The sequence below is a fragment of the Streptomyces sp. NBC_00057 genome, from assembly GCF_045041165.1.
Classification (GTDB): Bacteria; Actinomycetota; Actinomycetes; order Streptomycetales; family Streptomycetaceae; genus Streptomyces.
Map to the genome: position 1 here is coordinate 7,787,629 of NZ_CP108256.1, position 26,836 is coordinate 7,814,464.

The 26,836-nt window shown below is 69.4% G+C and carries 26 protein-coding genes and 2 pseudogenes; 9 read left to right on the plus strand and 19 right to left on the minus strand.

Translation table 11 applies throughout. The annotated features are described in order from the left end of the window. Positions 1 to 8: 8 nt before the first annotated feature. The 4 genes from OG953_RS36800 to OG953_RS36815 are packed head-to-tail and all read right to left on the minus strand — an operon-like array spanning position 9 to position 6,065. Complete coding sequence (locus OG953_RS36800; RefSeq protein WP_405689733.1) at positions 9 to 884, minus strand: carbohydrate ABC transporter permease; 876 nt, start codon at positions 882 to 884, stop codon at positions 9 to 11. Continuing rightward, the gene (locus OG953_RS36805; RefSeq protein WP_405689736.1) at positions 881 to 1,843 is read right to left on the minus strand and encodes a carbohydrate ABC transporter permease; all 963 of its coding nucleotides are present in this window, start codon (positions 1,841 to 1,843) and stop codon (positions 881 to 883) included. The genes OG953_RS36800 and OG953_RS36805 overlap by 4 nt, the downstream gene beginning before the upstream one ends. Beyond that, a complete protein-coding gene (locus OG953_RS36810) occupies positions 1,840 to 3,147 on the minus strand; it encodes an extracellular solute-binding protein (RefSeq protein WP_405689738.1) in 1,308 nt (435 codons plus the stop codon). Before OG953_RS36810 ends, OG953_RS36805 begins: the two co-directional genes overlap by 4 nt. Continuing rightward, positions 3,144 to 6,065: a family 78 glycoside hydrolase catalytic domain gene (locus OG953_RS36815; protein ID WP_405689741.1), complete on the minus strand. Its 2,922-nt coding sequence runs from the start codon at positions 6,063 to 6,065 to the stop codon at positions 3,144 to 3,146. Before OG953_RS36815 ends, OG953_RS36810 begins: the two co-directional genes overlap by 4 nt. A gap of 315 nt (positions 6,066 to 6,380) precedes the next feature. On the opposite strand from OG953_RS36815, the gene OG953_RS36820 reads away from it, so the two are divergent. Further along, entirely contained in the window at positions 6,381 to 7,979 is a 1,599-nt protein-coding gene (locus OG953_RS36820) for an alkaline phosphatase D family protein (protein WP_405689744.1), read from the plus strand. A gap of 175 nt (positions 7,980 to 8,154) precedes the next feature. Here the strand turns inward: OG953_RS36820 and OG953_RS36825 are convergent, their stop codons facing one another. Together OG953_RS36825 and OG953_RS36830 are read right to left on the minus strand one after the other, a co-directional pair. Beyond that, on the minus strand, positions 8,155 to 8,361 hold the full coding sequence (locus OG953_RS36825; protein ID WP_405689747.1) for a cupredoxin domain-containing protein: 207 nt from the start codon (positions 8,359 to 8,361) through the stop codon (positions 8,155 to 8,157). A gap of 65 nt (positions 8,362 to 8,426) precedes the next feature. Continuing rightward, the gene (locus OG953_RS36830; protein WP_405689749.1) at positions 8,427 to 8,837 is read right to left on the minus strand and encodes a hypothetical protein; all 411 of its coding nucleotides are present in this window, start codon (positions 8,835 to 8,837) and stop codon (positions 8,427 to 8,429) included. Positions 8,838 to 9,035: 198 nt separating this feature from the next. Here OG953_RS36830 and OG953_RS36835 point away from each other — a divergent pair, with 198 nt between their 5' ends. Then, positions 9,036 to 9,431 carry an SSI family serine proteinase inhibitor gene (locus tag OG953_RS36835; RefSeq protein ID WP_405689751.1) on the plus strand — a complete coding sequence of 132 codons (396 nt, stop codon included), beginning with the start codon at positions 9,036 to 9,038 and terminating at the stop codon, positions 9,429 to 9,431. 34 nt (positions 9,432 to 9,465) lie between these two features. On the opposite strand, the gene OG953_RS36840 is transcribed toward OG953_RS36835, so the two are convergent. From OG953_RS36840 to OG953_RS36860, 5 genes are all read right to left on the minus strand, one after another. Continuing rightward, positions 9,466 to 9,624, minus strand: a complete 159-nt coding sequence (locus OG953_RS36840) for a hypothetical protein (RefSeq protein ID WP_389799927.1) — start codon at positions 9,622 to 9,624, stop codon at positions 9,466 to 9,468. Positions 9,625 to 9,690: 66 nt separating this feature from the next. Next, positions 9,691 to 10,641: a cytochrome c oxidase assembly protein gene (locus OG953_RS36845; protein ID WP_405689753.1), complete on the minus strand. Its 951-nt coding sequence runs from the start codon at positions 10,639 to 10,641 to the stop codon at positions 9,691 to 9,693. Between the two features lie 112 nt (positions 10,642 to 10,753). Further along, complete coding sequence (locus OG953_RS36850; RefSeq protein ID WP_405689754.1) at positions 10,754 to 11,782, minus strand: 6-phosphofructokinase; 1,029 nt, start codon at positions 11,780 to 11,782, stop codon at positions 10,754 to 10,756. Positions 11,783 to 11,925: 143 nt separating this feature from the next. Further along, the gene (locus OG953_RS36855) at positions 11,926 to 12,654 is read right to left on the minus strand and encodes a type 1 glutamine amidotransferase (protein WP_093893408.1); all 729 of its coding nucleotides are present in this window, start codon (positions 12,652 to 12,654) and stop codon (positions 11,926 to 11,928) included. A gap of 34 nt (positions 12,655 to 12,688) precedes the next feature. Then, complete coding sequence (locus tag OG953_RS36860) at positions 12,689 to 13,927, minus strand: MurT ligase domain-containing protein (protein WP_093893409.1); 1,239 nt, start codon at positions 13,925 to 13,927, stop codon at positions 12,689 to 12,691. Between the two features lie 114 nt (positions 13,928 to 14,041). Between OG953_RS36860 and def the strand changes: the two genes are divergently transcribed. Then, on the plus strand, positions 14,042 to 14,587 hold the full coding sequence (gene def, locus OG953_RS36865) for a peptide deformylase (RefSeq protein ID WP_405689758.1): 546 nt from the start codon (positions 14,042 to 14,044) through the stop codon (positions 14,585 to 14,587). Positions 14,588 to 14,599: 12 nt separating this feature from the next. Here def and OG953_RS36870 read toward each other — a convergent pair whose 3' ends face one another. Further along, positions 14,600 to 15,250 carry a TetR family transcriptional regulator gene (locus tag OG953_RS36870; RefSeq protein WP_405689760.1) on the minus strand — a complete coding sequence of 217 codons (651 nt, stop codon included), beginning with the start codon at positions 15,248 to 15,250 and terminating at the stop codon, positions 14,600 to 14,602. 173 nt (positions 15,251 to 15,423) lie between these two features. On the opposite strand from OG953_RS36870, the gene OG953_RS36875 reads away from it, so the two are divergent. Beyond that, positions 15,424 to 16,650: an acyl-CoA dehydrogenase family protein gene (locus tag OG953_RS36875; RefSeq protein WP_405689762.1), complete on the plus strand. Its 1,227-nt coding sequence runs from the start codon at positions 15,424 to 15,426 to the stop codon at positions 16,648 to 16,650. Positions 16,651 to 16,798: 148 nt separating this feature from the next. Here the strand turns inward: OG953_RS36875 and OG953_RS36880 are convergent, their stop codons facing one another. The 5 genes and pseudogenes from OG953_RS36880 to OG953_RS36900 form a co-directional block, all read right to left on the minus strand. Beyond that, positions 16,799 to 17,287: a glutathione peroxidase gene (locus OG953_RS36880; protein WP_389604848.1), complete on the minus strand. Its 489-nt coding sequence runs from the start codon at positions 17,285 to 17,287 to the stop codon at positions 16,799 to 16,801. 208 nt (positions 17,288 to 17,495) lie between these two features. After that, on the minus strand, positions 17,496 to 18,851 hold the full coding sequence (locus OG953_RS36885; RefSeq protein ID WP_405689763.1) for a chloride channel protein: 1,356 nt from the start codon (positions 18,849 to 18,851) through the stop codon (positions 17,496 to 17,498). Between the two features lie 174 nt (positions 18,852 to 19,025). Further along, a pseudogene (locus OG953_RS36890) lies at positions 19,026 to 19,307 on the minus strand (DUF2252 family protein); the annotation flags it as partial. Further along, positions 19,302 to 19,520: pseudogene (locus tag OG953_RS36895) on the minus strand (DUF389 domain-containing protein); the annotation flags it as partial. The pseudogenes OG953_RS36890 and OG953_RS36895, both read right to left, overlap by 6 nt. A gap of 36 nt (positions 19,521 to 19,556) precedes the next feature. Then, complete coding sequence (locus OG953_RS36900) at positions 19,557 to 19,706, minus strand: hypothetical protein (protein WP_405689765.1); 150 nt, start codon at positions 19,704 to 19,706, stop codon at positions 19,557 to 19,559. A gap of 199 nt (positions 19,707 to 19,905) precedes the next feature. Between OG953_RS36900 and OG953_RS36905 the strand changes: the two genes are divergently transcribed. From OG953_RS36905 to OG953_RS36920, 4 genes are all read left to right on the plus strand, one after another. Continuing rightward, positions 19,906 to 20,352, plus strand: a complete 447-nt coding sequence (locus OG953_RS36905) for a DUF6325 family protein (RefSeq protein ID WP_405689767.1) — start codon at positions 19,906 to 19,908, stop codon at positions 20,350 to 20,352. A 57-nt stretch (positions 20,353 to 20,409) separates the two neighbouring features. Next, a complete protein-coding gene (locus OG953_RS36910) occupies positions 20,410 to 20,691 on the plus strand; it encodes an SHOCT domain-containing protein (RefSeq protein WP_405689769.1) in 282 nt (93 codons plus the stop codon). 92 nt (positions 20,692 to 20,783) lie between these two features. After that, a complete protein-coding gene (locus tag OG953_RS36915) occupies positions 20,784 to 21,032 on the plus strand; it encodes a DUF6011 domain-containing protein (RefSeq protein ID WP_405689771.1) in 249 nt (82 codons plus the stop codon). Between the two features lie 104 nt (positions 21,033 to 21,136). Beyond that, the gene (locus tag OG953_RS36920; protein ID WP_405689773.1) at positions 21,137 to 22,219 is read left to right on the plus strand and encodes a hypothetical protein; all 1,083 of its coding nucleotides are present in this window, start codon (positions 21,137 to 21,139) and stop codon (positions 22,217 to 22,219) included. A gap of 191 nt (positions 22,220 to 22,410) precedes the next feature. Here OG953_RS36920 and OG953_RS36925 read toward each other — a convergent pair whose 3' ends face one another. Together OG953_RS36925 and OG953_RS36930 are read right to left on the minus strand one after the other, a co-directional pair. Beyond that, on the minus strand, positions 22,411 to 23,313 hold the full coding sequence (locus OG953_RS36925; RefSeq protein ID WP_405689775.1) for an acyl-CoA thioesterase: 903 nt from the start codon (positions 23,311 to 23,313) through the stop codon (positions 22,411 to 22,413). 49 nt (positions 23,314 to 23,362) lie between these two features. Further along, the gene (locus OG953_RS36930) at positions 23,363 to 25,876 is read right to left on the minus strand and encodes a DEAD/DEAH box helicase (RefSeq protein WP_405689776.1); all 2,514 of its coding nucleotides are present in this window, start codon (positions 25,874 to 25,876) and stop codon (positions 23,363 to 23,365) included. Between the two features lie 139 nt (positions 25,877 to 26,015). Here OG953_RS36930 and OG953_RS36935 point away from each other — a divergent pair, with 139 nt between their 5' ends. Next, positions 26,016 to 26,807, plus strand: a complete 792-nt coding sequence (locus tag OG953_RS36935) for a metal-dependent hydrolase (protein ID WP_405692270.1) — start codon at positions 26,016 to 26,018, stop codon at positions 26,805 to 26,807. The last annotated feature ends 29 nt before the right edge of the window (positions 26,808 to 26,836 follow it).

Sequence of the window (26,836 nt, forward strand, 5' to 3'; positions counted from 1 at the left end):
AGATGCCCTCAGCCCTTGAGACCGCCCGCGAAGCCCTTGATCACATATCGCTGGAGGACCACGAACACCACCAGGATCGGCAGGGCGGCCAGCACCAGTCCGGCGAAGACGAGTCCGTAGTCGGAGACGTACTGGCCGACGAACGCGAACACACCGACGGGCACGGTCTCCTTGTCGGAACCGCCCAGGTACAGCAGCGGGGTGAAGAAGTCGTTCCAGATGAAGACGGCGTTCAGGATGATCACGGTGCCGGTGATGGGGCGCAGCAGAGGGAAGACGATTCGGGTGAACGCCTGCCGGTGGTTGCAGCCGTCGATGAGCGCGGCCTGTGCGTAGTCCTGCGGCAGGGCCCGGATGAATCCGGTGTAGAGGAAGACGGTGAACGGCAGCTGGATGCCCGTGTAGAAGAGCACCATGCCCTGATAGGTGCCGAGCCAGCCCAGGTCGTCGACGAGTTTGTAGAGCGGGATCATGCCGAGCTGGAAGGGCAGCACGATGCCCAGCAGGAACAGGATGTACAGGCCGTAGCCGATGCCGCGGGCGCGGCGCGCGAGGTAGTAGGCCCCCGTGGAACCCAGGACGACGAGGATCAGCAGACTGACGGCGGTGATGACCGTGCTGTTGAGCAGGGCGGGCCCCAGCGACGCGGAGGACCAGGCGTTGCCGAAGTTGGCGAAAGTGGGTGGGGAGGGCAGCGAGAGGGGCGAGTCGGAGATCTGCTGGGGGTCCTTCATCGCCAGGGTGACCAGTGCGTACACCGGGAACAGGAACACGACGGCGACCGCGATCATGACAAGTTCGAGGGCGTACTGCCCGAACCGTGGCCTGCGGCCTCTGCGTTCGGGTTTCTGTTTCGCGGGTCCGCGGGACGTGTCGGTGATCACGCGGTGACCTCCCTCGCGCGCAGATAGCGAAGCTGGACCAGGGAGACCGCGGCGACGAACAGCGCGAGGACGAGGGCGACGGCGGTGCTGTAGCCGAACTTCCCGTAGACGAACGCCTCCTTGTACAGCACGGTCGACAAGGTCTCGCTGGAGGTGCCGGGTCCGCCATTGGTGGCGGCGTAGACCTGGTCGAAGAGTTTGAGACCGCCGATGGTCGACAACATGAGGTTGATCGTCAGGGCCGGGGCCAGCAGCGGCCAGGTGACATAGCGGAAGCGCTGCCAGGAGCCGGCGCCGTCGATTCTTGCGGCCTCGTGGAGTTCGGCGGGTACGCCCTGCAAGCCGGCGAGGAAGACGACCATCGAGTATCCGGCGTACTGCCACACGACCATCGCCGCGACGGACCACAGGGCGAGCGAGGGATCGCCCAGCCAGTCCTGACGCAGACCGCCGAGTCCGACCGCGCCGAGGACACCGTTGAGGCCTGCGCCGTTCTCGGGGTTGTAGACGTACTTCCACAGGATCGCGACCATGACGGGACTGACGACGGCGGGCGCGAAGAAGATCAGCCGCAGCAGCGCGCGGGACTTGATGTTGGCGTGGACGCCGAGCGCGAGCAGCAGGCCGACGCCGTTCTGGACGACGACCACGGCGACGGTGAGCAGCAGAGTGTTGCTGACGGAATCCAGTGCCCGGCTGTCGTCGAGCAGGGCCCGGAAGTTGTCCGGGCCGGTGAAGGAGAAGCCGCCGATGCCGGACCAGTCGGTGAAGGCGTACATCACCCCGGCGAGGCTCGGGTACAGGACGACGACGCCGTAGACGACGAGCGCCGGAACTACGAAGATCCACGGTGGGACCGTGTGATCGCGGTGCCGGACCGGGCGGCCGGAGCCGGTCCGCGGCCCGCCTCCGGCCTTGCCGACCGTGCCGGAGTCGGCCTTCTGGGACGTGGTCGTCACGATTCTTTCCCGTAGGCTTTGTCCATCTGTCCCAGGGCGCCGTCGACGTCCGTCTTTCCTGCGAGCAGGTTCTGCACGGCGGCGAAATGGGCGGGCTGCACCTCGGCGTTGGGCCAGCTCTGGTCCATGAAGGGGACGGCCCGGTTGTCGTCGATGATGGGCAGGAAGTCATTGAGGACGGGGTCGATCTCGGTGGAAGCATCGCGCTTGAACGGGATCGCGGCAACGGACTGCGCCCACCGGTCGACGTTCTCCTGTTTCCCGAGGAATTCGATGAACGCCTTTGCCCCTGCTGCCTTCTTGGACCGTGCGGAGACGCCGAGGCCGACGACGATGCCTGCCGGGATCCACAGGTTCGCGGCGTCGTCACCGCCGGGGAACGGGAACATGCCGAGGTCGTCCGGTGTCCGGGTGGCCTGACGGAAGTTGGCGAGTACGGCGGATACCTGGACGGCCATCGCCGCCTTACCACTTGCGACCATCGATGTCTGCTGCTCGTACGTCGTTCCGTTGGGGTTGTCGTTGAAGAACCCCCGGCGCTGCAACTCCTGGTACTTGCCCATCGCGTCGGCCCACCCGGAGCCGCGGAAGTGCGCCCGTCCGGCGGCCATCTCGGCGTCGAAACCGGGGTTCTTCGCGTAGACGGCATTGGGGACCAGCGCGTAGGTGATCAGTTGCGTGACCCAGGGAGTCTGCGCCCCGAGCGCGATCGGTATCACGCCCTTGGCCTTCAACTTGGCGCAGACGTCGAGGAGTTCACTCCAGGTCTTGGGTGGCTCGACGCCGGCCTCGGCGAAGGCCTTCTTGTTGTGGATGGCGCCGATGGCGCTGCTTCCCGCCGAATACAGATACGTCTTGCCCTTGTGCCGGTAGGCGGGGTGGAAGTTCGCCGGGACTTCCTTGGTCCATGCCTGGTCGCCGAGGTCGGCGAGCAGCCCGGCCCTGGCCAACTCGACCATGGACATGGCGCTGCCGCTGCCGGGATAGAGCACATGCACATCGGGGGCGTTGCCACCCGCGAGCTGGGTGCGCACCACTGTCTGTACCTGGTCCGTGGGTGCGAAGGAGGTGGAGAACTCGTCGTCGGGGTGGGACTTGCGGTACAGCGCGACGAGTTCCTCGATCGGCTTCTGCTGGTCGGCGACGCCGACGATGCGCAGCTTGCCGGAGCCGCTGCTCGAATCGGAGCAGGCGGTCAGCGCGGGGGGAAGGGCGGCGAGCGCCGCGACCCCACCGCCGATACGGAGAAATCCCCGGCGGCCGACCGTGCTCCGGCCCGGCCGGCTGTGAGAGCCCGTCGTCATGGTGTGTCCTCCTCGTGCGAACGGGCGGACGATGGTTTCGCCGCCGGTCCTGATGTGCGTCGGCTCGGGGTGAGCGCTGTCTCGGGCCGGTCCGCCGGAGACGTCCCGGCGTGGCCGTCTGCCGGTGGATGAGTCGCGGTGAAGCGGTAGGCACCGGAGGACACGCGGTAGAGAACGTGGTCGGAGGCGGTCGCGAGCAGCGTGATGTGGCGGTCGTCGGCCCTCGGGGCCACGTCCGATTCGCGGATCGAGCGGGGGTCCGTGGTGGGCACGTACACATCGGCGGTGGAGCCGGGCGGCACCAGTACCCGCAGGGCGAGCCGGCCGCCGTGCCTCTCCCAGGTCACCTCGATGGTGCCGCGGACCGATTCGTGGCGGGCGCTCGCGTGGCGCAGGGCACCGGGGTGGGGCCGAATCCGCAGATGCCGGTATCCGGTGGAGTCCGGCGCCTGATCGAGGCCGGCGATGCCGCGGTAGAGCCATTCGCCGATCGAGCCGAGCGCGTAGTGGTTGAAGGAGTTCATCGACGGTGCGCGGAACCCGGTATCGGGGGTCCACCCGTCCCAGCGCTCCCAGATCGTGGTGGCGCCGTGCCGCAGCGGAAACCGCCACGACGGCACTTCGTCACGGTTCAGGAGCGCATGGGCGAGGTCGGCCCGCCCATGGGCGTCGAGGACGGGCGCGGCGAGCGCGACCCCGAGAAATCCGGTCAGGAGGGCGGGTCCGGCCGACTCGACGATTTCGGCGAGACGGTGTGCGGCGGCGTCGACGAGGTCCGCGGGCAGCAACTCGAAGGCGAGGGCGACGAGATAGCCGGTCTGGGTGTCCCCTGCGATACGAACGGCAGGAGGTGCGGCAGCGGTATTCTCGACGGTGACGAAGTGCTCGGCGAACGTGCGACGAATGTCGTCGGCCAGCCGGTGGTAGTGATCCGCGACGTCCTTCTGACCCAGGGCATCGGCAGCCTTCGCGGTGAGGCGGGCACTGTGGGCGAAGCAGGCCGTGGCGATGACATCGCGCGGGGTGGGGGTGCCGGGGGCGAGCCAGTCGGAGAAGTGCGGACCCACCCGCCTGCGCCAGACCAGATCCGTGTTGTGACGGTGAATCAGATCGACCCAGGCGCGCATTCCCTCCAGCGCCCGGGCGAGGAACCGCGGGTCGTCGTAGGTTCGGTAGAGGTGCCACGGGATGATCACACCCGCGTCGCCCCAGCCGGGCGCTCCTTCGGCGCAGACCCCCACGAGGCGCGGGGCGACATTGGTGAAACCGCCGTCGGGGGTGCGGGCGTCATCGATGTCGCGCAGCCACTTGGTGAAGAACGCGGCGACGTCCGCGTTGAGCGCGGCCGTGGGCAGGAAGACCTGCGCGTCGGCCAGCCAGCCGAGCCGTTCGTCGCGCTGCGGGCAGTCCGTGGGCACACTGACGAAGTTTGAGCGCTGCCCCCACGCCACACAGTCGTGGAGTCGCCGGAGCTCGGCGTCCGAGCAGTCGAACTCCCCGGCCCACGTGGTGTCGCTGTGCAGTGCCACAGCAACGACATCGGACTCGGCCAGCTCCGGGACACCACTGATCTCCGCGTAACGGAACCCGTGATAGGTGAATCGTGGCTCGAACACGATGTCCTGGCGCCCGTCCCCGACGAGCACATCGGTCGCGGCGGCAGTCCGCAGATTGGCCGTGTACAGCTGGTGCGACTCGTCCAGCACCTCGGCATGGCGGATCACCACCCTTGACCCGGCGGCGAGTTCCCCGATTCGGAGCCGTACGCGACCGGCGAGGTTCTGGCCGAAGTCGACGATGTGGGCATCCGGGGAGATGCGCCTGACCGAGCACGGGCGCAGCTCGGCCATCGCCCGCACGGGTTCGTCGACGGACGCCACGAGCAGATGGTGATCTGCCGCCGCGACCAGGGCCGGGGACCAGCCGGTGTCGTCGAAGCCCGGCAGTTCCCAGCCGTCGGCCGCGTGCCGCAGGTCATGGCACTCGCCCATCAGCAGATCCGCGTGACGGATGACTCCTGTGCTGGTGCGCCACGCCTCGTCGGTGACGATCGCAGTGCTGCGGCCGTCCGGACCGGTGAGGTGAAGTTCTGCCAGGAACTGGGGGAACGAGCCGTAGTGTGCTCCGGCCCTGCGTGGTTCGAAGCCGACGAATCCGCTCCACCAGCCGTCGGCGACGGTCGCGGCAAGAACGTTCTCACCCTCACGCAGCAACTCGGTCACGTCATAAGTCTGATACTGGACGCGGCAGTGGTAGTCGGTCCAGCCGGGGGCGAGTTCGGCGTCGCCGACCCGTACGCCGTTGAGCCGTACCTCGTACAGGCCGCGCGCGCTGACAAGGAGCCGGGCGTGCGTGCCCGGCGAGCCGGTAAAGGTGCGTCGCAGGACGGGGCACGGGGCGAGCCCGTGGTCGTCGAGGGCGAACTCGCCCTCGGTGGGTGCGTCCATGACGTCGACCGGATGCGGGTCGTGGCTGATCCACGATGCCCGCCACGCCCCGGCGTCGGTGAAGGCCGTCTCGAACCAGGACGTGGCCTCGGCGGGCACCGCCGTTCCGGCCGGCCAGACGGAGACCCGCCAGTGATAGCGGGTACGGCCCAGGAGAGCGGGTCCGGTGTACTCCACGGCGGTCGCATGGGGATCAGCCACCCGGCCTGTGTCCCACAGGAGTTGACCGCCCCCGTTCAGCTCCTCGGGGCGTTCGGCGACACGGACCCGGTAGGCCACCGGGTCGTCGCCGCGGCGGTCGGACGCCAGTCGCCAGGAGAGCCGGGGCGCGGGTTCGTCGATCCCCAGCGGAGTGGTGCGGTGCTCGCATCGCAGACCGTACGGCCGCAACGTCCGGTCTTCGGGACGTCCGGCCGCTGCTCCTTCGGCGGGGCGGTGGGCGGGCACATCCGCTGCCGAGGGACCGGACACGAGCACGTCCTTCCGTCGCACCGATTTTCCCGATGTGAAATCTAACGTTAATTCTGTGGCGTGGAGACTATGAGCCCCCCTGAGGGGTGTCAAGGGTGTTGCCGACCCGTCCTCAGCCGCCTCGGGAAATGGTCATTGTCTCCCCAACTAAGCGCCTGTGAACGGCTGTGCGACCACCGACGCGTGGTCTTGTGGCGCGCGATTCCCCTGTGATATCCAGCCTGTGATTACCACATGGGCGGACGTGAAATCACGCGTCGATCCCACCTCGTACCGCACGGGATCCCGCCCTACGAAGGGACGAGTTTCATGCAAATGAACAGTGGGTCAGGCGGCACCGGAGGGTTCGGCAGACGGGCGATGCTCGGCGGGACGGTCGGGATGGCCCTTGCCGCGGCCGGCCTGTCGGCAGGCAGCGCCTGGGGTGACGCACCCTTCCGCGACGACCCGTTCGCCCTGGGAGTCGCCTCCGGCGACCCATGGCCGGACGGATTCGTGCTGTGGACCCGCCTCGCGCCCCAGCCCCTCGCCCCCGACGGGGCCGGAGGCATGCCGCCGTACTCCGTCGACGTCCAGTGGGAGGTCGCCCGCGACGAACGCTTCCGATCCGTCGTACGCCGGGGACGGACCCGCGCAGTGCCCGAACTCGCCCACTCCGTCCACGTCGAGGTCTCCGGGCTGCAGCCGGGCAGGCACTACTACTACCGCTTCCGCGCCGGTGGTGTGCACAGCCCCGTCGGCCGCACCCGCACCGCACCCCCGCCGCACAGCCGTCCCAAGCAACTCGACTTCGCCTTCGTCTCCTGCCAGGCGTGGTTCGAAGGCTTCTACACCGCCTACCGGCATCTTGCCGAGGAGGACGTCGACCTGGTCCTGCACCTCGGCGACTACATCTACGAGAACGCCATCGACGCGATGGGCGGCGTACGCAACGTCCCCGTCGCCGCCGAACTGCGCCCCGAGCCGATGGACCTCGTCCAGTACCGCAACCGCCACGCCCTCCACCGCTTCGACCCCGACCTCATCGCCGCCCACCGGGTCCACCCGTTCGCCGTCGTGTGGGACGACCACGAGGTCGAGGACAACTGGGCGCGCGACAGGTCCAAGGCCGACACCGAACCCGACCAGGACCCGGCGGTCTTCCGGCAACGCGCGGCGGCGGCCTTCCAGGCGTACTACGAACATCTGCCGCTGAGGCTGCCGAACAAGCCGAACGGCTTCGAGGCCCGGATGTACCGCAGCCTGCGCTACGGGCGGATGGCCACGTTCCATATCCTCGACACCAGGCTCTTCCGCGATGACCAACCCTGCGGCGACGGCACCAAGAGCGGCTGCGACGAACGGCTGACACCCGGCCGCACCATCCTCGGCCCGGAACAGGAGCAGTGGCTCTACCGCGGCCTCGGACGGTCGGACACGACGTGGAACATGATCTCCCAGCAGATCCCCGTGACCCAGGTCGACACCGACCCCGGCCCCGGCCAGGCATTCGTGATGGACTTCTGGGACGGCTATGTGGACGCACGCCAACGACTGTTCAAGGAGATCACCGACCGCAGCGTGAGCAACCCCGTCGTACTGACCGGTGACATGCACCGTCACCTCGCCGCCGATCTCAAGCAGAACTTCAACGACCCCGAATCGCCCACGCTCGGCGTCGAGTTCGTCGGTTCGTCCATCTCCACCACGAAGGACGGGATGGACCTGGATCCCTCCGGCGCCAGACTGCTCGCGGCAAACGAGCACATCAAGTTCACCAACTTCCAGCGCGGATACGTACGTTGCTCGCTGACCAGGGAGAGTTGCCGCGCCGACTTCCGGGTCCTCCCGTACGTCACCACCCCAGGCGCCCCTGTCTCGACCCGCACCTCGCTCGTGACCGAGGCGGGCCGTCCCGGGATTCAGCCCGCCTGAGAAACACCAGCCGCCAGAGTGATGATGTGCACCTGTCAAGAGAAATCGAAACTGCTTTATGGGTTCGTTGACTTGACGTCCCGTCGAACGGCGAGCCCACGGCGCACAACTGCTGGTGACGCGAGGTGCGCCCGGGGTCGCAGCCGTGTGTTGCGCCCGCGGGGGATTCCGCGCGTCATCGGACAGTGAGTGAACCCTTCATGTACGGGTGAATGGTGCAGATGTATGGGTACGTGCCGGCCTTGGCCGGTGCGGTGAAGGTGACGGCTTGCCCTGCCGCGACATCGCCGGTGTCGAACGCCTTGCTGCCGGTCGCGGTCATGGTGTGGGGTGCCGCGTCCTCGTTGGCGACGGTGATCAGTGTGCCCGGGGCGACCGTCATACGGGCCGATCGCGGCGGCCACGGCGATACCTGCCCGGCCGAGCAGAAGCAGAGCGCGCATGATGTCAGTGACCGCCACCGCTGGTCGGCTGAGCCGGGCTCGGCTGCGGCGTGCCGGACTTCGCCCTGCCCGTGACCTTGTTGCCGGATGTGTCGAGTACGTACCACTCGGCGCCGGAGTCGTTCACCTTCCGGCCGCCGACGTCACCGGCTTTCTTGTCATCCGCGAAGTAGTAAAGGGGGTGCCCCTTGTGCGTTGCTTCCCTGCTGCCGTCGCTGCGCTTCGTCGTACCCGGCAGATCGGCCTTCACACCCTTGCCGGCGACCGGCTCGCCGCTGACGATCATGGGTGGCCACTCCTTGGCGCATTCGCCCGAGCAGGTCGACCGTGACGTGGTGTCGGCTTCCCAGAGGTAGAGGGTCCGGCCCTTCCCGTCGACCAGGATGGTCCCGAGCGGGACGGACGAGGAGGCCACGGTCGCCGAGGCGGAGACCGATTCCGACGGGGAGGGCCGGACCCGCCGACCGACTCCGGAGGGTGGGACCCGCGGCGTGGCTCCTTGCCCGGTGCGAACTTGAAAGATCATCTTGCCGGGTTCCCGAATGCGGGCCGTCCAGGACGCCTGAGACGTACCCGGTCCGACCCGGATCCCCCGAGCCACAGGAGTTCTCCGATGCGCCTGCGTGCCGCTCTCGCCGCCGCTGCCCTGCTCACTCTCACCGTCGCGGTGCCTGCCGCGGCCGCCGAGTCCAAGAACCCGGTGCCGGACCGCGGGCTCCTCCTCACCGTCTCGGGCAGCGAGAACACCTGGATCCGTGGCGTCGCACTGTTCTGCCCGCCCACCCCGGACGCTCATCACCCCCATGCGGCCGCCGCCTGCGCGGCGATCGACTGGGCGGAAGGCGATCTGGACGCCCTGCCCGGCAGCCCGCGCCTGTGCATCGAGGGGTACGACCCGGTGACGGCCACCGCCACCGGCAACTGGGACGGGCGCCCCGTCAGCCGGCAGCGGACCTTCCCCAACGCCTGCGTGATGGACGCGGTCACCGGACCGGTCTTCCGCTTCTGAGCCCGGCCGGCCCGATCCGGGTGACCCACCCGGCTCAGGACTCGCGCGTCGCAGCCATCCCCAGGGTGATCAGACCGAGCACCACCCATCCGAACCAGAGCCAGCCGCTGCTCCCCAGCGCCACCGTGTAGGCGGTGACCGCCACCAGGGCCGCCACGGTGATCACTCCCATGGTCTTCGTGGATCCGGACATGCCCGCACCCTCCTCATCGGCCACGCGGCCGTGGATGCCATCGTCACCCCGGAAGCATGCCCACCGCTACTGCCCGCGCGCCTGCAACGAGGCGAGATAGGCGTTGTACGCCTGCAGCTCCTGGTCCCCGTCCCGGTCGGCCGCCCGGTCGGAGCGCTTCGCCGTCCGCTGCTCGGAGCGGTACCACTGGAAGACCAGCGCGATCAGCACCAGCACCGACGGGATCTCGCTGAATGCCCAGGCGATACCGCCCGCCCAGTTCTGATCGCTCAGAGCGTCGATGCCGAGCGAGGCCGGCGGATTCTTGTACGTCTCCACCATCGGGGATGTCGCCATCATCAGCGCGATACCGAAGAACGCGTGGAACGGCATCCCCGCGAACAGCTCCAGCATCCGCATCACATAGCCGGGCCGGTGCGGCCCCGGGTCGACGCCCATGATCGGCCAGAAGAACACCAGACCGACCGCGAGGAAGTGCACCATCATCGCGATGTGCCCGGTCTTCGAACCCATCAGGAAGTCGAAGAGCGGGGTGAAGTACAGCGCGTACAAGCTGGCGATGAAGAGCGGAATCGTGAAGACCGGATGCGTGATGATCCTCATGTACCGGCTGTGCAGCAACATGAGCAGCAGCTCACGCGGGCCGGTACGGCCACGCCCCGCGACCGGGAGCGCACGCAGCGCCAGAGTCACCGGAGCGCCCAGTAGCAGGAGGATCGGCGACAGCATGCTGATCACCATGTGCTGCACCATGTGCACGCTGAACATGACCATGCCGTAGTCGTTCAGCTTGGTGCACATCACCAGGGCGATGGACAGCACACCGACGACGAAGAAGACGATCCGGCCGACCGGCCAGCTGTCCCCGCGTCTGCGCAGCCGCAGCACGGCGTACCCGTACAGGCCGATGGCGAGCACGCAGCTGATGAGAAAGAACGGGTCCGCGGAGAATTGGAGCCCACGTCCCAGAGTGAACGGCGGCAGATCCATGTTCATGCCGTGCCCGCTGTGATCCATCTGTTCACTCCCGCTGGGGACATCCCCGTTTCGTGCCGGTTGTCCCGACCAGAGTAGAACTGCCCCCGGCCGCAGCTGCGGCCGGGGGCAGTTCGTCGGACAGGGGTGTCACTCAGAGCACGCACTCCGCCTCGGCGTACCGCTCGGCCGGGACCGTCTTGAGGGCCTCCACGGCCTCACCCAGCGGCACCATCGCGATGTCCGTGCCGCGCAGCGCCGTCATCATGCCGAATTCGCCGCGGTGCGCGGCCTCCACGGCGTGCCAGCCGAAACGGGTGGCGAGAACGCGGTCGTACGCGGTCGGGGTGCCGCCGCGCTGCACATGGCCGAGGATCACCGGGCGGGCCTCCTTGCCCAGGCGCTGCTCCAGCTCGATGGAGAGCTGCGTGGCCACGCCGGTGAACCGCTCGTGCCCGTAGATGTCCTTGGTGCCCTGCTCGAATTCCATGGAGCCGCCCTGGCGCGGCTTGGCGCCCTCGGCGACGACGACGATCGCGAACTTCTTGCCGGCCGAGAAGCGCTTGCCGACCAGCTCGGTCAGCTCGTCGATGTCGAAGGGGCGCTCCGGCACGACGATGGCGTGCGCACCGGCTGCCATGCCCGAGTGCAGGGCGATCCAGCCGGTGTGGCGGCCCATGACCTCGACGATCAGCACCCGCTGGTGAGATTCGGCGGTGGTCTTCAGCCGGTCGAGGGCCTCGGTGGCGACACCGACGGCGGTGTCGAAGCCGAAGGTCACATCGGTGGAGGCGATGTCGTTGTCGATCGTCTTCGGTACGCCGACGATCGGCAGGCCCGCCTCCGAGAGCAGGTTGGCCGCCTTGAGCGTGCCCTCGCCGCCGATCGGGATGATCGCGTCGAGACCCAGATCGGCGACATGGCTCCTGGCCTGTTCGACGCCGCCCCGCAGATGGGCGGGCTGGACCCTGGAGGAGCCGAGGATCGTACCGCCGCGGGCGAGAATGCCGCCGACCGCGTCGAGGTCGAGCTTGCGGTAGTCACACTCGAGGAGACCCTTCCACCCGTCGTGGAAGCCGATGACCTCGTCGCCGTGGTCGACCACCGCGCGATGCACGACGGAACGGATGACGGCGTTGAGGCCGGGGCAGTCGCCGCCGGAGGTGAGTACACCAATTCGCATTGCCCGGGAAACCTTTGCAACGTGGGCCGACGACCGGACCACGTCGTCCGGTTGGATCCCCGCCACCCTACCGGCGCAGGGTGGCGGGACCGAACCGGGCGTCCGCCTGCTGGACGCCGCTCAGCTGAGCGAAATGTGCCTCATCAGGCGGGCTGGGTCGCCGAGGCGATGCGCTCGGCGCGCAGCGCCTCGTACCAGCGGTCGTCCGTCGGCGGCAGGGCGTTGACATCGAGCGCCAGCTTCAGCAGCAGATCCGCGATCAGGGGGTTGCGCGCCATCACGGGCCCGTGCATGTACGTACCGAAGACGGTGTCGTTGTACGCACCCTCGGTGCCGTCGCCGGTGCCGTTGCCCCCGCCGAACTGCACCCGGGCGAACGGCCGTGCCGTCGGGCCGAGATGGGTGATGCCCTGGTGGTTCTCGAAACCGGTCAGTGGCGGCAGGCCGAGGCGCGGGTCGATGTCGGCCAGTACGTCACCGACGCACCGGGCCCCCTCGCCGCGGGTGGAGACCACGTCGAGCAGCCCGAGACCGGGCTCGCGCTCACCCAGGTCGTTGATGAACTCATGGCCGAGGATCTGGTACCCGGCGCAGACCGAGAAGATGATCGCGCCGTTGGACGCGGCCCGGCTGAGCCCGCCGTCGCGGCGCAATCGCTCCGCGGCGAGGCGCTGCGGCCGGTCCTCGCCGCCGCCGATCAGATAGATGTCGCCGGACGTCGGGACCGGCTGGTCGCTGCGGACGTCGACGCGCTGCACGTCGAGACCGCGCTGGCGGGCCCGGCGCTCCACCACGAGCGCATTGCCCTGGTCGCCGTAGGTGCTGAGGAGGTCGGGGTAGACCCAGACCAGACGCAGACCGTTGTTGCTCATGCTTCGTCCTCTCCGGAGGTGGCCGGGGCCGGGGTCAGTTGCCGACACGACGGCGCAGGTCCTGGAAGGCGGTGTAGTTGGCAATGACCTCGATACGGCCGGGCGGGGCCTGTTGCACGGCCTCGTCGAGGTTCTCGCAGACCCGGAAGTCGAGACCGGCGACTTCGAGACGGACCGCGAGGTCCAGCTTGCGGTCGCCGAGCACGAAGATCGGGTGGCCGGCGAGCTGGGTGTAGTCCACGTCCCACAGCCAGGAGGTGTCCGTGCCGTCCGCGCCACGGGCGTTGACGGAGAGGATCACCGGGGTGGGCGGCGGGTCGATCAGGGAAAACGTTTCGAGCCAGCCCGCCGGGTTCTTCGCCAGCAGCAGCCGCAGCTCACGGCCGAGGAAGCTGACCACGTCGTAGCGGCCCGCGACGGCTTGCACCTGGTACATGCGCTCCAGCGCGACCTGCGGCGGCACACCGAAGACGGCGGCCACGGCGGCGGAGCTGGTGGCGTTGGCCTTGTTGGCGCGGCCGGGCAGCTGGAGGTGGATCGGCCACGCCGAACCGTGCGGGTCCAGGACGTAGTCGCCGTGCAGCACCCAGCTGGGGGCGGGGCGGCGGAATCCGCACTCGCCGCAGAACCAGTCGTCGCCGGGACGCTGCATCACACCGCCGCAGGACGGGCAGGACCAGGCGTCGTCCTTCCACGCCTGGCCGGCCGCGACCCACACCACATTGGGGGAGGAGGACGCCGCCCAGACGATCAGCGGGTCGTCGGCGTTGGCGACGATCACGGCCTTCGAACCGGACAGCCCCTCACGCCACTTCTCCGCGAGCATCCGGGTCTCCGCGGCGCGGTCCAGCTGGTCGCGGGAGAGGTTGAGCAGCGCGATCACCTTGGGCGTCGTGTCGCGAGCGACCCCGGCGAGGTACTTCTCGTCGACCTCTATCACGCCGTACTTCGCGTCCGAGCCGCCTGCCAGCGCCGAGGTGATGCCCGCCGGCATGTTCGCTCCGAGCGCGTTCGACACCACCGGGCCGGCAGCCCGCAGTGCCTCGGCGATGAGCCGGGTCGTCGTCGTCTTGCCGTTCGTCGCCGACACGAGGATCACGTCCAGGTGCTGCGCCAGCCGCCCCAGCAGGTCGGGGTCGAGCTTGAGTGCCACCCGGCCGCCGATCACCGATCCGCTGCCGCGCCCCGCAGCCCGCGACACCGCTGCCGCGGCCTTACCCGCCGTCACGGCCAGCTTGGCCCGCGGCGACAGCGGCTCCGTGTTGCCTGCCATCGTCCTAGATCCTCCTTGCATCGGTCCACGCCCAGCCTATCGATGTCCGGCGCGGCGACCGCACCGCGGCACCGCCGGGACGGTGGAGGTCACGTGGAACGTACGATTGCCTCCATGCGAAACCGCCCGATCCCCGGCAGTTCCGGACTGATTCGTGCCATGAGTCTGCTCGGTGATCCGGTGCTGCACGGCGCCTGCGAACCCGTCACGGACTTCGGTCCCTCGCTCGCCCGCCTCGTCGAGGACATGTACGCCACCATGTACGCGGCCCAGGGGGTCGGACTCGCGGCCAATCAGATCGGCGTTCCGCTGCGGGTGTTCGTCTACGACTGCCCGGACGACGACGACGTCCGTCACCTCGGGCATCTCGTCAACCCGAACCTGGTCGAGGCGGACGGCATCACCGTACGCGGCCCGGAGGGCTGTCTCTCGCTGCCCGGCATCGAGGCCGGCACCCCGCGTTTCGACCGTGCCGTCGTCGAGGGCGTGACGGTCGAGGGCGAGCCGGTACGGGTCACCGGCACCGGCTTCTTCGCCCGTTGCCTGCAGCACGAGTGCGACCACCTCGAAGGAACGGTGTACACGGACCGGCTGACCGGGCTGCGCCGGGCGAGAGCGCTGCGCGCGGCCCGCCGGGCGCCCTGGGCGGCGGGCGGCTGACCGCACAGACCCTCAGAATCCCGGGCCGCCGGGCCGGTCGCGCGCGTCGGCCAGCCTGCCCCACAGCAGATCCGCCAGGCTGCGCACCAACTGCTCGCGGGAGCAAGGGCGTTCACCCAGCCACCAGTCGCCCGCGGCGTGCATCATGCCGACGATGCCGTGGCCCCAGATGCGAGCCATGGCCTCGCTGTCCGGGCCCAGGTCCACCCGCTCGGCGATCACCAGGGCGAGCTCCTCGCCGAGCCGGCGCAGCAGCGGTGCGGAGTGCCTTCCGACATCGAAGCCCTGCTCGGTCGAGGGTGCCGAGTCGTCGGACGGGTGCATCAGGAAGCGGTAGACCTGCGGGCGGGCCTCGATCGCCGCGAGATAGGTGTCGAGCGTCGACTCCACGCGCCGGCGGCGCTCGGCGGGTGCGTCGAGCGCGGCCCGCAGAGCGATGAGCAGGGCATCGGTGTGGCGCTTGGCGAGGGCGCGGTAGAGGCCGCCCTTGTCGCCGAAGTGCCGGTAGAGGATGGGCTTGGTGATTCCGGCCTCCGCCGCGATGGCGTTCATCGAGGCCCCCGGCCCGTCCCTGAGCACCACGCGGTCGGCGGCCTCGAGCAGCTCGCGGCGGCGGCTCTCGGCCGCTGTCCGCTGGCGCTCGGCCTGTCGTGTGGTCTCCATGTCGCCTCTCCCCACCCCTGGCCGTGCAATTGCGTCCTGCCTGCGCAACGTAACACCCTGCCCTGCGGGGCGCGGATCGGCACCCGGGCGGTTGACAGAGGCTACTTGCCGGTAACAGACTGCGGTTACCGCAAGTAACGAGTGATTTTTCGGGGCAGTACGTGGAGGGGAACATGGCCGAGTTCACGCTCGAACTCAACGATGACCAGAAGCAGGTCCGTGACTGGCTTCACGGATTCGCCGCGGATGTGATCCGACCGGCGGCTTCGGAGTGGGACGAGCGTGAGGAAACGCCCTGGCCCGTCATCCAGGAGGCGGCCAAGGTCGGCATCTACTCCCTCGACTTCTATGCCCAGCAGTACTTCGACCCGACGGGCCTCGGTATCCCGATGGCGATGGAGGAGCTCTTCTGGGGGGATGCGGGCATCGCCCTGTCGATCGTCGGTACGGGCCTGGCGGCCGTGGGCGTCCTCGCCAACGGCACCGAGGAGCAGATCGGCACCTGGATCCCGCAGATGTACGGCGACGCCGACGATGTGAAGGTCGCCGCCTTCTGCTCCTCCGAGCCGGACGCGGGCTCCGACGTCGCCTCGATGCGCACCCGCGCGGTGTACGACCAGGCCAAGGACGAGTGGGTGCTGAACGGCACCAAGACCTGGGCGACCAACGGCGGCATCGCGGGCGTCCATGTCGTCGTCGCCGTGGTCGACGCGGAGCTCGGCTCCAAGGGGCACGCCTCGTTCATCGTGCCGCCGAACACCCCCGGCCTCTCCCAGGGCCAGAAGTTCAAGAAGCACGGCATCCGTGCCTCGCACACCGCCGAGGTCGTCCTCGAGGACGTCCGTGTCCCCGGCCACTGCCTGCTCGGCGGCAAGGAGAAGCTCGATCAACGCCTGGCCCGGGCCCGCGAGCGCGCCGCGTCCGGTGGCGAGCGGGTGAAGAACGCGGCGATGGCCACCTTCGAGGCCTCCCGCCCCGCGGTCGGCGCCATGGCGGTCGGCACCGCCCGTGCCGCGTACGAGGTCGCGCTGGACTACGCGAAGACCCGCACCCAGTTCGGCCGGCCGATCATCGACAACCAGGGCATCGCCTTCCAGCTCGCCGACATGCGTACGCAGATCGACGCGGCCCGGCTGCTGGTCTGGCGCGCCTCCTGGATGGCGACCACCGGCAAGCCGTTCACCTCGGCCGAGGGTTCCATGTCCAAGCTGTACGCGAGCGAGACGGCAAAAAAGGTCACCGCGCAGGCCGTGCAGATCCTCGGCGGCAACGGCTTCACCCGTGAATACCCGGTGGAGCGGATGCACCGGGATGCGGCGATCTACACGATCTTCGAGGGCACGAGCGAGATCCAGCGCCTGGTGATCGCCCGCACCCTCTCGGGCATGCCGATCCGCTAGCGCGGGGCGGGACGGGGGGTGTGCACGGTTCACGCTCGTACGGCCCGAACCCCGGCGCCGGCTGTCCTCAATCGCCGGGCAGGCCGAGATTCCAGCCCGTCCGGCGATTGAGCGCAAAGCGGCCCTCCGGTATTGAGGACGGAACCGGTCAGGCGGGCAGCTGGGACTCGATGGCTGCGATGAGCTCCGGGGCCTCCGGCTCCGTGCGCGGGCGCAGGCGCGCGACCGGCTCGCCCGCAGGCGAGATGAGGAACTTCTCGAAGTTCCACTGGACGTCACCGGCCTCGCCGTCCTCGTCCGCGAGTCCGGTCAGCTCGGCATAGAGCGGGTGGCGCCCTTCTCCGTTCACGTCGGTCTTCTCCAGCAGCGGGAAGCTGACACCGTACGTCGTCGAGCAGAAGGTCTGGATCTCCTCCGCGTTCCCCGGCTCCTGGCCGGCGAACTGGTTGCACGGCACGCCGAGCACGGTGAAGCCGCGGTCCGCGTACTCGTTCTGGAGTCGTTCCAGGCCCGCGTACTGCGGGGTGAGTCCGCACTTCGACGCGACGTTCACCAACAGGACCGCCCGGCCCCGGTAATCGGCCAGAGAGGTGGGCTCGCCGGTGAGCGTGCGCAGGGGGATGTCGTGCAGCGTCATGAGGTTCTCCTTGTGAGGGTCACTTCCACAGCCATTGTCACGCCCTCGAGTTGATCGGCACGAGCCCGATCGCCCGGATTCGGCCGAGGGGGCGTTGCCTACAAGGACGTGGACGCTCTCGCCGGTCGATCCGATGCTCCCTGCGCGGAGCCGACGCTCTGCGCGGGTCCGCAGGAGGCGGCAGCGGCCTGAGGCCACGGCCTGCCCGTCATCCTCGATCCGGTCGGGAGCCGGCACCCGTCGGAGCGTCGGGTGCCGGAGGCAGGGTGGCCGATGACGGAGCGAGCCCGAGCGTGACGACATAGGAGACCACGACCGAGACGATCACCAGCGGCATGACGGTGAGGCCCTCGGACCCCAGCAGCAAGGTGGCCAGCAGCACCGAGGTCATCGGCAGCTTCAGCATCGCCACGCACATGGCACCGATGCCCATCGCGAAGCCCGACGTCGGATTCAGCCCGGGGAGATGGGACAGCGCGAGCCCGCCCGCCGCCCCTACGAACATCGCCGGAAAGACGGGGCCTCCCCGGAAGCTGCTCAAGGACGCGCAGTACGCCAGCGCCTTGCACAGGGCGAGCGCCAGGAGTGCGGCAACCGAGTAGCCCGCGCTCCGGGAGAGCAGCGGGTCGAGCGCGCTCTCCCCGGAGAACAGCACCTCGGATGCGTCCCTTCCCGTGCCCTGCGCGTACACGAACGCCACCAGACCGACGACCAGGCCCATGATCACAGTGGCCACCACCGTCCGCCGCTCGACCCGAGCCTGAAGGAACAGGGCGAGCCGCTGAATGCCCGTGCCGACGATGGATGCCGCGAGGCCCAGCACGACTGCCCAGCCGAACTGTGCGATGTCGGGCTCCTCGGCGTGGGGCACATGGTGGAGCGCCAGGGAGTACGTCCCCAGGCCGGTCCATGAGCCGAGACCGGTGAAGATGAGCGCCCCGATGCCGGCGGCGAGCAGTCCCGGCACCAGGACCATCCCGAGCAACATTCCGGCCAGCCCCGAGGCCTCCATCAGGAGAAAGGCGCCCAGGAGCGGAGACCCCAGCAGTGCGCTGATGGCGGCGAAGCTCCCCGCGGCTCCCACCACGGCACTCGTCTTGGGGCTGATGCCGGGTTTGACCAGACGCACCGCGTACACGGCCAGACCGCCGCCGAGCGCGATGAGCGGCGCCTCGGGACCGAGCACGGCCCCGATACCCAGCGAGGCGAGCGCCGCGAATGCGATGCCGGGCAGCTCCACCGCCGAGGGCGCCCCCGTGTTCATGAGACCGTCGGCGGGCCGGTGGCCGCCCTTCCCGGGAAGGTGGCGGACGGTCAGTCCGACCAGCAGGCCGGCCACGGCGAGCAGCGGCACCGGCCACCAGGAGGGCGTGCCGGTGAAGCCCAGCGCCCTGGGCAGGTCGTCGTAGGTGAGCGACTGGAGTTCGTGGACGAGGGCGAGGAACCCGAACGCCACCGCCGAGATCGGGATTCCGAGAAGCGCCGCCACCACGAGGAGCATGGCGTAAGCGCGGGTGCGGATCAGTGTGAAGGGGTCCGGCGGCGCCGTGGTGGTGGCCGGCATGATCGTTGTCTCCTCAGCGTCGGAACCCATCTGGAACACGCTGCTTCGCAAGCGTCCACAAGGAGTTAGCACAATGCGGTCACGTGGCCGCGATGCCTTCGCTGTGTGCGGGCGGTGATTTCCGTACGGCCATTCGCTTGGACCAGCGCCGGGGGCGGGCCGCCGCCCAGGGGGTCACAACGGCCAAGGCGGCTCCCCGATGTGAGTACACGTCATGCCGCCGGATGCCTCAGGGTTCCCGGCCGAGGGAAACCGGCCTGCGCGTATCGCGTCGACGAGCGCCCGGTGGTCCCGCTCGTTCTGGTCTGCGTACTTCTCTGCGAAGTAGGTCAGCGCACGGTCGAACGCATGGCCGCGCCCCAGGTAGGCGGCGATCGCGATCCGGTCGCCGGATCGCGCATGGGCGCGGGCCAGTGTGGTGCCGCAGACCTCGCCCAACGCCCGCATGCCGGCCGGGATGGTCGTGACCGAGATGAACACACCGAGCAGGGCGCTCGTTCTGGCCTCGGTGAGGGACACGATGCCGACGATGCCTGCCGGCGCCGCCACGGCGACCGAGAAGAAGTTGGGGGTGTTGATCAGGTTGGAGACGGGCCGCACCCCCGCGTCGAACGCGGCCGACTCCAGGCCGAAACCGCGGACCAGGAGACTGAAGAGAAAGGTGACGAGGCGCAGGACCGGGCGCGCCGCTGACAGCGACGGTCATCAGGCCGACAGCTGCCGGGACGGGGGACGCAGCAGGACGGCGACGTCTCCCGGATGCGCAGTCGGGATGTGGGTGTTCGTGCCCGGCCGGGACGGCTCCACCACCCGGGCCCCGGCCTCGTACCGCCGGGCCAGCTCCGCGACAACCATCCGTGGCGGCGGGGGACGGGAGGGGTGCGGCTCGCACCACTCGGCCATGGGAGGGACCCGCTGTCCGTCCAATGGCCCAACGGGGCCCAGGCTCTTCCACGTCCATGGCCGAGATGCGCTGCGGTCCACCCGCTGTTGCAATGGCCGAGGCCGTGGTCTCCGGTGGAACCGGGGCAGTCGAAGATTCTGAGGAGCTGGCGTGAGCGGCGAGAGCGACGAGACGGGACCGATCGACTACCTGGTGATCGAGTTCCCGGCGGGAAGCCGGATGACGGGAGAAGGACTGCCCCTGCTCGTCGACCTGGTCGACCGGGGCATCATCCGGATCCTGGATCTGATCTTCGTCAGGAAGAACCAGGACGGAACGGTCGAGGGCGTGGAACTCTCCGAGGCGGCCGGGGACGGCGGCGATGACCTCGCCGTGTTCGAAGGGGCGTCCTCGGGCCTGCTCGGCCAGGACGACATCGACGAGGCGAGCACGGTCCTCGAACCCGGCAGCGCTGCCGGAATCCTCATCTACGAGAACGTGTGGGCGGGACCGCTCGCGGCCGCGCTGCGCCGCTCCGGAGGCCGGCTCGTCGCCAACGGGCGTATCCCGATCCAGGAGGTCCTGGCCTCGCTCGACGCGGCCGAGTCCCGGATCTGAGCCATACACGGTCCTGCCGGACCGGCCGCCCGCAGAGCCATTCAAAGGAGATGCACCATGCCAGGCCTTCTTCGCGGCGTCGCCCGTACAGCGGTGATCGCCGGCACCGCCACCTCGGTTTCCAACCGGGTCTCCCGGCGACAGGCGGGCCGCTGGGCGCGGCAGGACGCCGCACAGGCGCAGACGCGGTCCGCCCCCGCGGAACCTCCGCCTCTCGCGCCGGAGGACGAGATGAGCAACAAGATCGCCCAGCTCAAGGAGCTCGGCGACCTCAAGAGCCAAGGACTGCTGAGCGACAGCGAGTTCGCGGCCCAGAAGGCCCGGATCCTCGCCTCCTGACCTGTCCGCACGCGCCACCGGCGCGGCCGTCTGCTCCGTCGTGTGCCGTTGGGAAGTCGCAGGGCGGACGGGCGTCCTGAGAAGATCGATTCGTGGAGTCAGCCGAATCCTTTGAACCCTTCCCCGAATCCGGCATCGAGCCCCTGCCCGGCGACGGCTCCGCCGACCGCGCCACCCGCCGACGGGTGGTGCGCTGCCGCATGTGCGGCCGCCCGCTCACCGGTACGCAGTCACGCCGCACCGGCCTCGGCCCCGCCTGCGACGCCAAACTGCACCCCGCGCCCCCGGACATCCGCACCCGCCGCCACGAGGTCGAGCAGGACCCGCTCCCCGGTATCTGAGCCGGCGCGGCTCCCCGCCCAGGGCTACCGCAGGACCAACGGCGCATGCCCCCTCCCCGTACGGTGAGCGCATCCAGGTCGCCTCTCGCTTGCCGGAGGACTCCGTGCTTGTCGCCCACCTCGTCGCCACCGTCCCCGCACCGCTCGATCCGGACTCCGCGGACGCTCCCGAACTGCTGCAACAGGCCGGTCGCAGGCCGCTCGTTCAGCGTGTTGACACCGAACTCGTGGCGTTCGACCCCGATGGGGACGATGCGGCCGATGCGGTACGTTTCCCCGCGCCGTGGCCGCGCCGCTTCGGGACGGCCACCGTCTCCCCGGACGGCGGCACGGCCGTGTTCGCCGGGGTGCACGCGGTGCGCTGCGTGGATGTGACGGGCGCGACGCGCTGGGAGGTGCGGCACGGGTGCTGGGGCGGTGAATGTCGGCTGATCCACGCGTCGTTCGACGAGTACGCCGCCGACGACGAGCACGCGTACCCCGACAGCGGATCGGCCGCGGTCTCCGCCGACGGCAAGCTCGTCCGGGCGCACGTCCGCGGCCCGCTCGCCGACGACGGTGAGGAGGCCGACGACGACGAGCTGTGGCTCGTCATCGATGCCGCGGACGGCCGCGTCCTCGGGCGCGCCGCCACCGGTACCGTGGCCTCCGGCTCGTTCCACACGCCGCACCCCGACCCGGCGCAGATGGGGCTGAGCATCGGCGAGGGCGAGGAGGGATCGCCCTCGCTGTGGGGGCGCTGGGACGGGCGGGCCCTGTCGGTCCGGAAGATCGACGACGAGACGATTCTGCAGGCGGTGAGCCCGTCCGGCCTGCATCTGCTGGCCACCGACGTCACGCAGTCGGCGCTGTATCTGCACGCGACGCGCGACGGTGCGATCCTGCGGGACCTGGACGCCGAGGGCACGGTGCCCCCGTACGGCACCGGCGGGGGCCGCGTGTACTGGGACTTCGACGGGGCCTTCGCCGACGAGGACACCGTCGTGGCGGGGACCTCGGAGAGCGACGCCGGTCAGGGCGCGCCCCGCCACTGGCTCGTCACGGCGGGCGACATGACGCTGCTCGGCGAGATCACCTACCCCTTTCCCGTCACCGGTCCTGTCCGTGGCGCGGGCGAGGGCACCTGGTACACGGTCGCCGAGGACCGGACGTCGATCCACCTGTGGCGCCTGGAGGACGCCGGCTGACCGGCACCTGCCGGAACCGGAACGCGGAGCGGTCCGCCGGTCGGTCTTGAGTTCCAGTGGTCGTCGCGACACCCCGGTTCAGTGGATGCGATGGACTTCAAGCAGGCGGTTCGCGGACGAATACGGAGACCCTGCCCGGTGGAACGATGCCAGGCATGCCCACCGATCCCATGTGCGGCAGCCGTCAGGGTTCAGGGGCGAGGCGCCGCGGAGTCCATGTGACCTGCGCCATACGGGCGGAACAGCCCCTCCTGCACCACGGACACCAGCAGATTGCCCCCGCGGTCGTAGATCCGGCCGCGCGCCAGCCCGCGTCCGCCCGTCGCGATCGGTGACTCCTGGTCGTAGAGGAACCACTCGTCCGCCCGGAACGGCCGGTGGAACCACATCGCGTGGTCCAGCGACGCCATGTCGAAACCGCGCGGACCCCAGAGCGGCTCCACCGGGATGCGGACCGCGTCGAGCAGCGTCATGTCACTGGCGTACGTCAGCGCACAGGTGTGCACCAGCGGGTCGTCCCCCAGCGGGCCGACCGCACGCATCCAGACCGCGCTGCGCGGGTCCGCGCCCTTGGCCTCCTCCTGTGTCCAGCGCAGCCGGTCCACGTACCGGATGTCGAAGGGCTGCCGGCGGGCCATCCGCTCCAGCGCCTCCGGAAGCACCCCGAGGTGCTCACGCACCTCGTCGGCGACGGTCGGCAGCTCCTCGGGATCCGGGACCTCGCGGGCGGGCGGCAGCTGGTGCTCGAAGCCCGGCTCCTCCGGCCGGTGGAAGGACGCCGTCAGATTGAAGATCGTCCGGCCCTGCTGGACGGCCGTGACCCGGCGGGTGGTGAACGACCGGCCGTCCCGGATGCGCTCGACGTCGTAGACGATCGGCACACCCGGACGCCCCGGACGCAGGAAGTAGGCGTGCAGCGAATGGACCGGCCGCTCCCCGTCGGTGGTACGGCCCGCCGCCACCAGCGCCTGCCCGGCGACCTGCCCGCCGAAGACCCGCTGCAGGGACTCCTGGGGGCTGCGCCCACGGAAGATATTGACCTCGATCCGCTCCAGGTCGAGGAGGTCGACCAGGCGCTCGGCGGGGCTCGTCATGCGGTTCGTCTCCACTCTCGCAGCGGCGCCGCCGCCCTGGTGTACGTGCTCACAGCTGACCGACGGAGGTGACGCGGACGACCGCCCGGCCCTCTTCGTCGGAGGCCGCCAGATCGATCTCGGCGCTGATGCCCCAGTCGTGGTCGCCGTTCGGGTCGGCGAAGGTCTGCCGGACCCGCCACAGGCCGTGCGCGGCGTCCTCGTCGATCTTCAGCAGCTTCGGCCCGCGGGCGTCCGGACCGGTGCCCAGATCCTCGTACTCGTCCCAGTAGGCGTCCATCGCATCGCCCCACGCGTCCTCGTCCCAGCCCGCGTCGCCGTCCAGCTCGCCGAGCTCGCCGACCTTGTCCAGCGCGGCCAGTTCGACCCGGCGGAACATCGCGTTGCGCACCAGCACCCGGAAGGCGCGGGCATTGGCCGTGACCGGCTTCACCTCGTCGGCCCGCTCCTGCGCCTCCTCGGCGGTCTCCACCTCCGGGTTGGCGAGCTGCTCCCACTCGTCGAGGAGGCTGGAGTCCACCTGACGGACCATCTCGCCGAGCCAGGCGATCAGGTCCTCCAGGTCCTCGGACTTGATGTCGTCCGGGATGGTGTGCTCAAGAGCCTTGTACGCGCTCGCGAGATAGCGCAGCACGATGCCCTCGGTACGGGCCAGCTCGTAGTTGGAGGTGAACTCCGTGAACGTCATGGCGCGTTCGTACATGTCACGGATCACGGACTTCGGCGACACCGGGTGGTCGCCCACCCACGGGTGGCTCTTGCGGTACACGTCGTAGGCATGCCACAGCAGCTCGCTCAGCGGCTTCGGGTACGTGACGTCCTGGAGCAACTCCATGCGCTCCTCGTACTCGACTCCGTCCGCCTTCATCTGCCCGACCGCTTCGCCGCGCGCCTTGTTCTGCTGGGCGGCGAGGATCTGCCGCGGGTCGTCGAGCGTCGACTCGACGACGGAGACCATGTCCAGCGCGTACGAGGGGGAGTCGGGGTCCAGGAGGTCGAACGCGGCCAACGCGAAGGTGGACAGCGGCTGGTTGAGCGCGAAGTCCTGCTGGAGATCGACGGTGAGCCGAACGATCCGGCCCTCCGTGTCCGGCTTGTCGAGCTGCTCCACGACACCGCCGTCCAGCAGCGAGCGGTAGATCGCGATGGCCCGGCGGATGTGACGCAGCTGCGCCCTGCGCGGCTCGTGGTTGTCCTCCAGCAGATGCCGCATCGCCTCGAAGGCATTGCCGGGTCGCGCGATCACGGACAGCAGCATCGTGTGCGTGACCCGGAAGCGGGAGGTCAGCGGCTCCGGATCGGACTGGATCAGCTTGTCGAAGGTGGTCTCCGACCAGGCGACAAAGCCCTCGGGGGCCTTCTTGCGGACCACCTTGCGCTTCTTCTTCGGGTCGTCGCCCGCCTTCTTGACGGCCTTCTCGTTCTCGATGACATGCTCGGGCGCCTGCGCCACGACGAAGCCCGCCGTATCGAATCCGGCCCGGCCCGCGCGGCCCGCGATCTGGTGGAACTCACGTGCGCGCAGCGTACGGACGCGGGTGCCGTCGTACTTGGTGAGTGCCGTGAACAGCACTGTGCGAATGGGTACGTTGACGCCGACGCCGAGGGTGTCGGTACCGCAGATCACCTTCAGCAGACCGGCCTGGGCGAGCTTCTCCACCAGGCGCCGGTACTTCGGCAGCATGCCCGCGTGGTGCACGCCGATGCCGTGGCGCACATAGCGGGAGAGGTTCTGGCCGAACTTGGTGGTGAAGCGGAAGTTGCCGATGAGATCGGCGATCTTCTCCTTCTCCTCCTTGGTGCACATATTGATGCTCATCAGCGACTGTGCCCGCTCGACGGCCGCGGCCTGGGTGAAGTGCACGATGTAGACCGGCGACTGCCTGGTCTCCAGGAGTTCGGTGAGGGTCTCGGTGATCGGGGTCAGCCGGTACTCGTAACTGAGCGGGACCGGCCGGGTCGCGGAGCGCACCACGGAAGTGGGGCGGCCGGTGCGGCGGGTCAGGTCCTGCTCGAACATCTTGACGTCACCGAGCGTGGCCGACATCAGGACGAACTGGGCCTGCGGCAGTTCCAGGAGCGGGATCTGCCAGGCCCAGCCGCGATCCGGCTCGGCGTAGAAGTGGAACTCGTCCATCACGACCTGGCCGATGTCGGCGTACTTCCCGTCGCGCAGCGCGATGGAGGCCAGCACCTCGGCGGTGCAGCAGATCACCGGGGCGTCCGCGTTGACGGAGGCGTCGCCGGTGAGCATGCCGACGTTCTCCGTACCGAACAACTTGCACAGATCGAAGAACTTCTCCGAGACCAGCGCCTTGATCGGTGCGGTGTAGAAGGTGACCTTGTCCTGGGCCAGGGCGGTGAAGTGCGCAGCCGCCGCGACCAGGCTCTTTCCGGAGCCGGTCGGGGTGGAAAGGATCACATTCGCGCCGGAGACCACCTCGATCAGTGCCTCCTCCTGAGCGGGATAGAGGGTGATGCCCTGCGTCTCGGTCCATGACGAGAAAGCCTCGAAGAGGGCGTCGGGGTCGTCGGTCGGGGGCAGCTGATCGATAAGGGTCACGCCCCCATCTTGCCTGCCTTCCGCCCGGATGAGGGAACCGGACGACCGTATGAAGATCACGGACGATACGCTGCCCACTCAACTCGGCCGTGCCTGGGGCGGCAATGGCAGCAGGACAACTTTGGGGGCGGGAAGAACAATGATGGGACCGGCACACTCTCTGTCAGGGGCGGCGGCCTGGCTGGGGGTGGGCGCGGCGGCGGCCGCCGCCGGCCACGCGATGCCGTGGCCCGTTCTCGTCGTCGGTGCGCTGATCACCGCCGGAGCCGCACTCGCCCCGGACCTCGACCACAAGTCCGCGACCATCTCGCGCGCCTTCGGGCCGGTCTCCCGGGGACTCTGCGAGATCGTCGACAAGCTCTCGCACGCCGTCTACAAGGCGACCCGGGGCTCCGGCGACCCGCGCAGGAACGGCGGCCACCGGACCCTGACGCACACCTGGCTGTGGGCGGTCCTGATCGGCGCCGGGGCCTCCGCCGCGGCGATCACCGGCGGTCGGTGGGCGGTCCTGGGGATCCTCTTCGTCCACCTGGTGCTCGCCGTCGAAGGACTGCTGTGGCGGGCCGCCCGGGTGTCCAGCGACGTCCTGGTGTGGCTGCTCGGCGCGACCAGCGCCTGGATACTGGCGGGCGTCCTGGACAAGCCGGGGAACGGCTCGGACTGGCTGTTCAGCGCCCCCGGCCAGGAGTATCTGTGGCTCGGACTCCCGATCGTGCTCGGAGCCCTCGTCCATGACATCGGCGATGCGCTGACCGTCTCCGGCTGCCCGATCCTGTGGCCCATACCGCTGGGCCGCAAGCGCTGGTACCCGATCGGGCCGCCGAAGGGCATGCGGTTCCGGGCCGGCAGCTGGGTGGAGCTGAAGGTGCTGATGCCGGCCTTCATGGTGCTCGGGGGAGTGAGCGGGGCGGCCGCGCTGAATTTCATCTGACCGCCGCACTTCGGCCACCGGATTTCGGC

Excerpts from the sequence above, each read along its gene's own strand:
- OG953_RS36810 (WP_405689738.1), bottom strand. The coding sequence starts at position 3,147 with ATGACGACGGGCTCTCACAGCCGGCCGGGCCGGAGCACGGTCGGCCGC.
- OG953_RS36820 (WP_405689744.1), top strand. The coding sequence starts at position 6,381 with ATGAACAGTGGGTCAGGCGGCACCGGAGGGTTCGGCAGACGGGCGATG.
- OG953_RS36825 (WP_405689747.1), bottom strand. The coding sequence starts at position 8,361 with ATGACGGTCGCCCCGGGCACACTGATCACCGTCGCCAACGAGGACGCG.
- OG953_RS36835 (WP_405689751.1), top strand. The coding sequence starts at position 9,036 with ATGCGCCTGCGTGCCGCTCTCGCCGCCGCTGCCCTGCTCACTCTCACC.
- OG953_RS36840 (WP_389799927.1), bottom strand. The coding sequence starts at position 9,624 with ATGTCCGGATCCACGAAGACCATGGGAGTGATCACCGTGGCGGCCCTG.
- OG953_RS36845 (WP_405689753.1), bottom strand. The coding sequence starts at position 10,641 with ATGGATCACAGCGGGCACGGCATGAACATGGATCTGCCGCCGTTCACT.
- OG953_RS36850 (WP_405689754.1), bottom strand. The coding sequence starts at position 11,782 with ATGCGAATTGGTGTACTCACCTCCGGCGGCGACTGCCCCGGCCTCAAC.
- OG953_RS36855 (WP_093893408.1), bottom strand. The coding sequence starts at position 12,654 with ATGAGCAACAACGGTCTGCGTCTGGTCTGGGTCTACCCCGACCTCCTC.
- OG953_RS36860 (WP_093893409.1), bottom strand. The coding sequence starts at position 13,927 with ATGGCAGGCAACACGGAGCCGCTGTCGCCGCGGGCCAAGCTGGCCGTG.
- def (WP_405689758.1), top strand. The coding sequence starts at position 14,042 with ATGCGAAACCGCCCGATCCCCGGCAGTTCCGGACTGATTCGTGCCATG.
- OG953_RS36870 (WP_405689760.1), bottom strand. The coding sequence starts at position 15,250 with ATGGAGACCACACGACAGGCCGAGCGCCAGCGGACAGCGGCCGAGAGC.
- OG953_RS36875 (WP_405689762.1), top strand. The coding sequence starts at position 15,424 with ATGGCCGAGTTCACGCTCGAACTCAACGATGACCAGAAGCAGGTCCGT.
- OG953_RS36880 (WP_389604848.1), bottom strand. The coding sequence starts at position 17,287 with ATGACGCTGCACGACATCCCCCTGCGCACGCTCACCGGCGAGCCCACC.
- OG953_RS36885 (WP_405689763.1), bottom strand. The coding sequence starts at position 18,851 with ATGCCGGCCACCACCACGGCGCCGCCGGACCCCTTCACACTGATCCGC.
- OG953_RS36900 (WP_405689765.1), bottom strand. The coding sequence starts at position 19,706 with ATGGTTGTCGCGGAGCTGGCCCGGCGGTACGAGGCCGGGGCCCGGGTG.
- OG953_RS36910 (WP_405689769.1), top strand. The coding sequence starts at position 20,410 with ATGCCAGGCCTTCTTCGCGGCGTCGCCCGTACAGCGGTGATCGCCGGC.
- OG953_RS36925 (WP_405689775.1), bottom strand. The coding sequence starts at position 23,313 with ATGACGAGCCCCGCCGAGCGCCTGGTCGACCTCCTCGACCTGGAGCGG.
- OG953_RS36935 (WP_405692270.1), top strand. The coding sequence starts at position 26,016 with ATGATGGGACCGGCACACTCTCTGTCAGGGGCGGCGGCCTGGCTGGGG.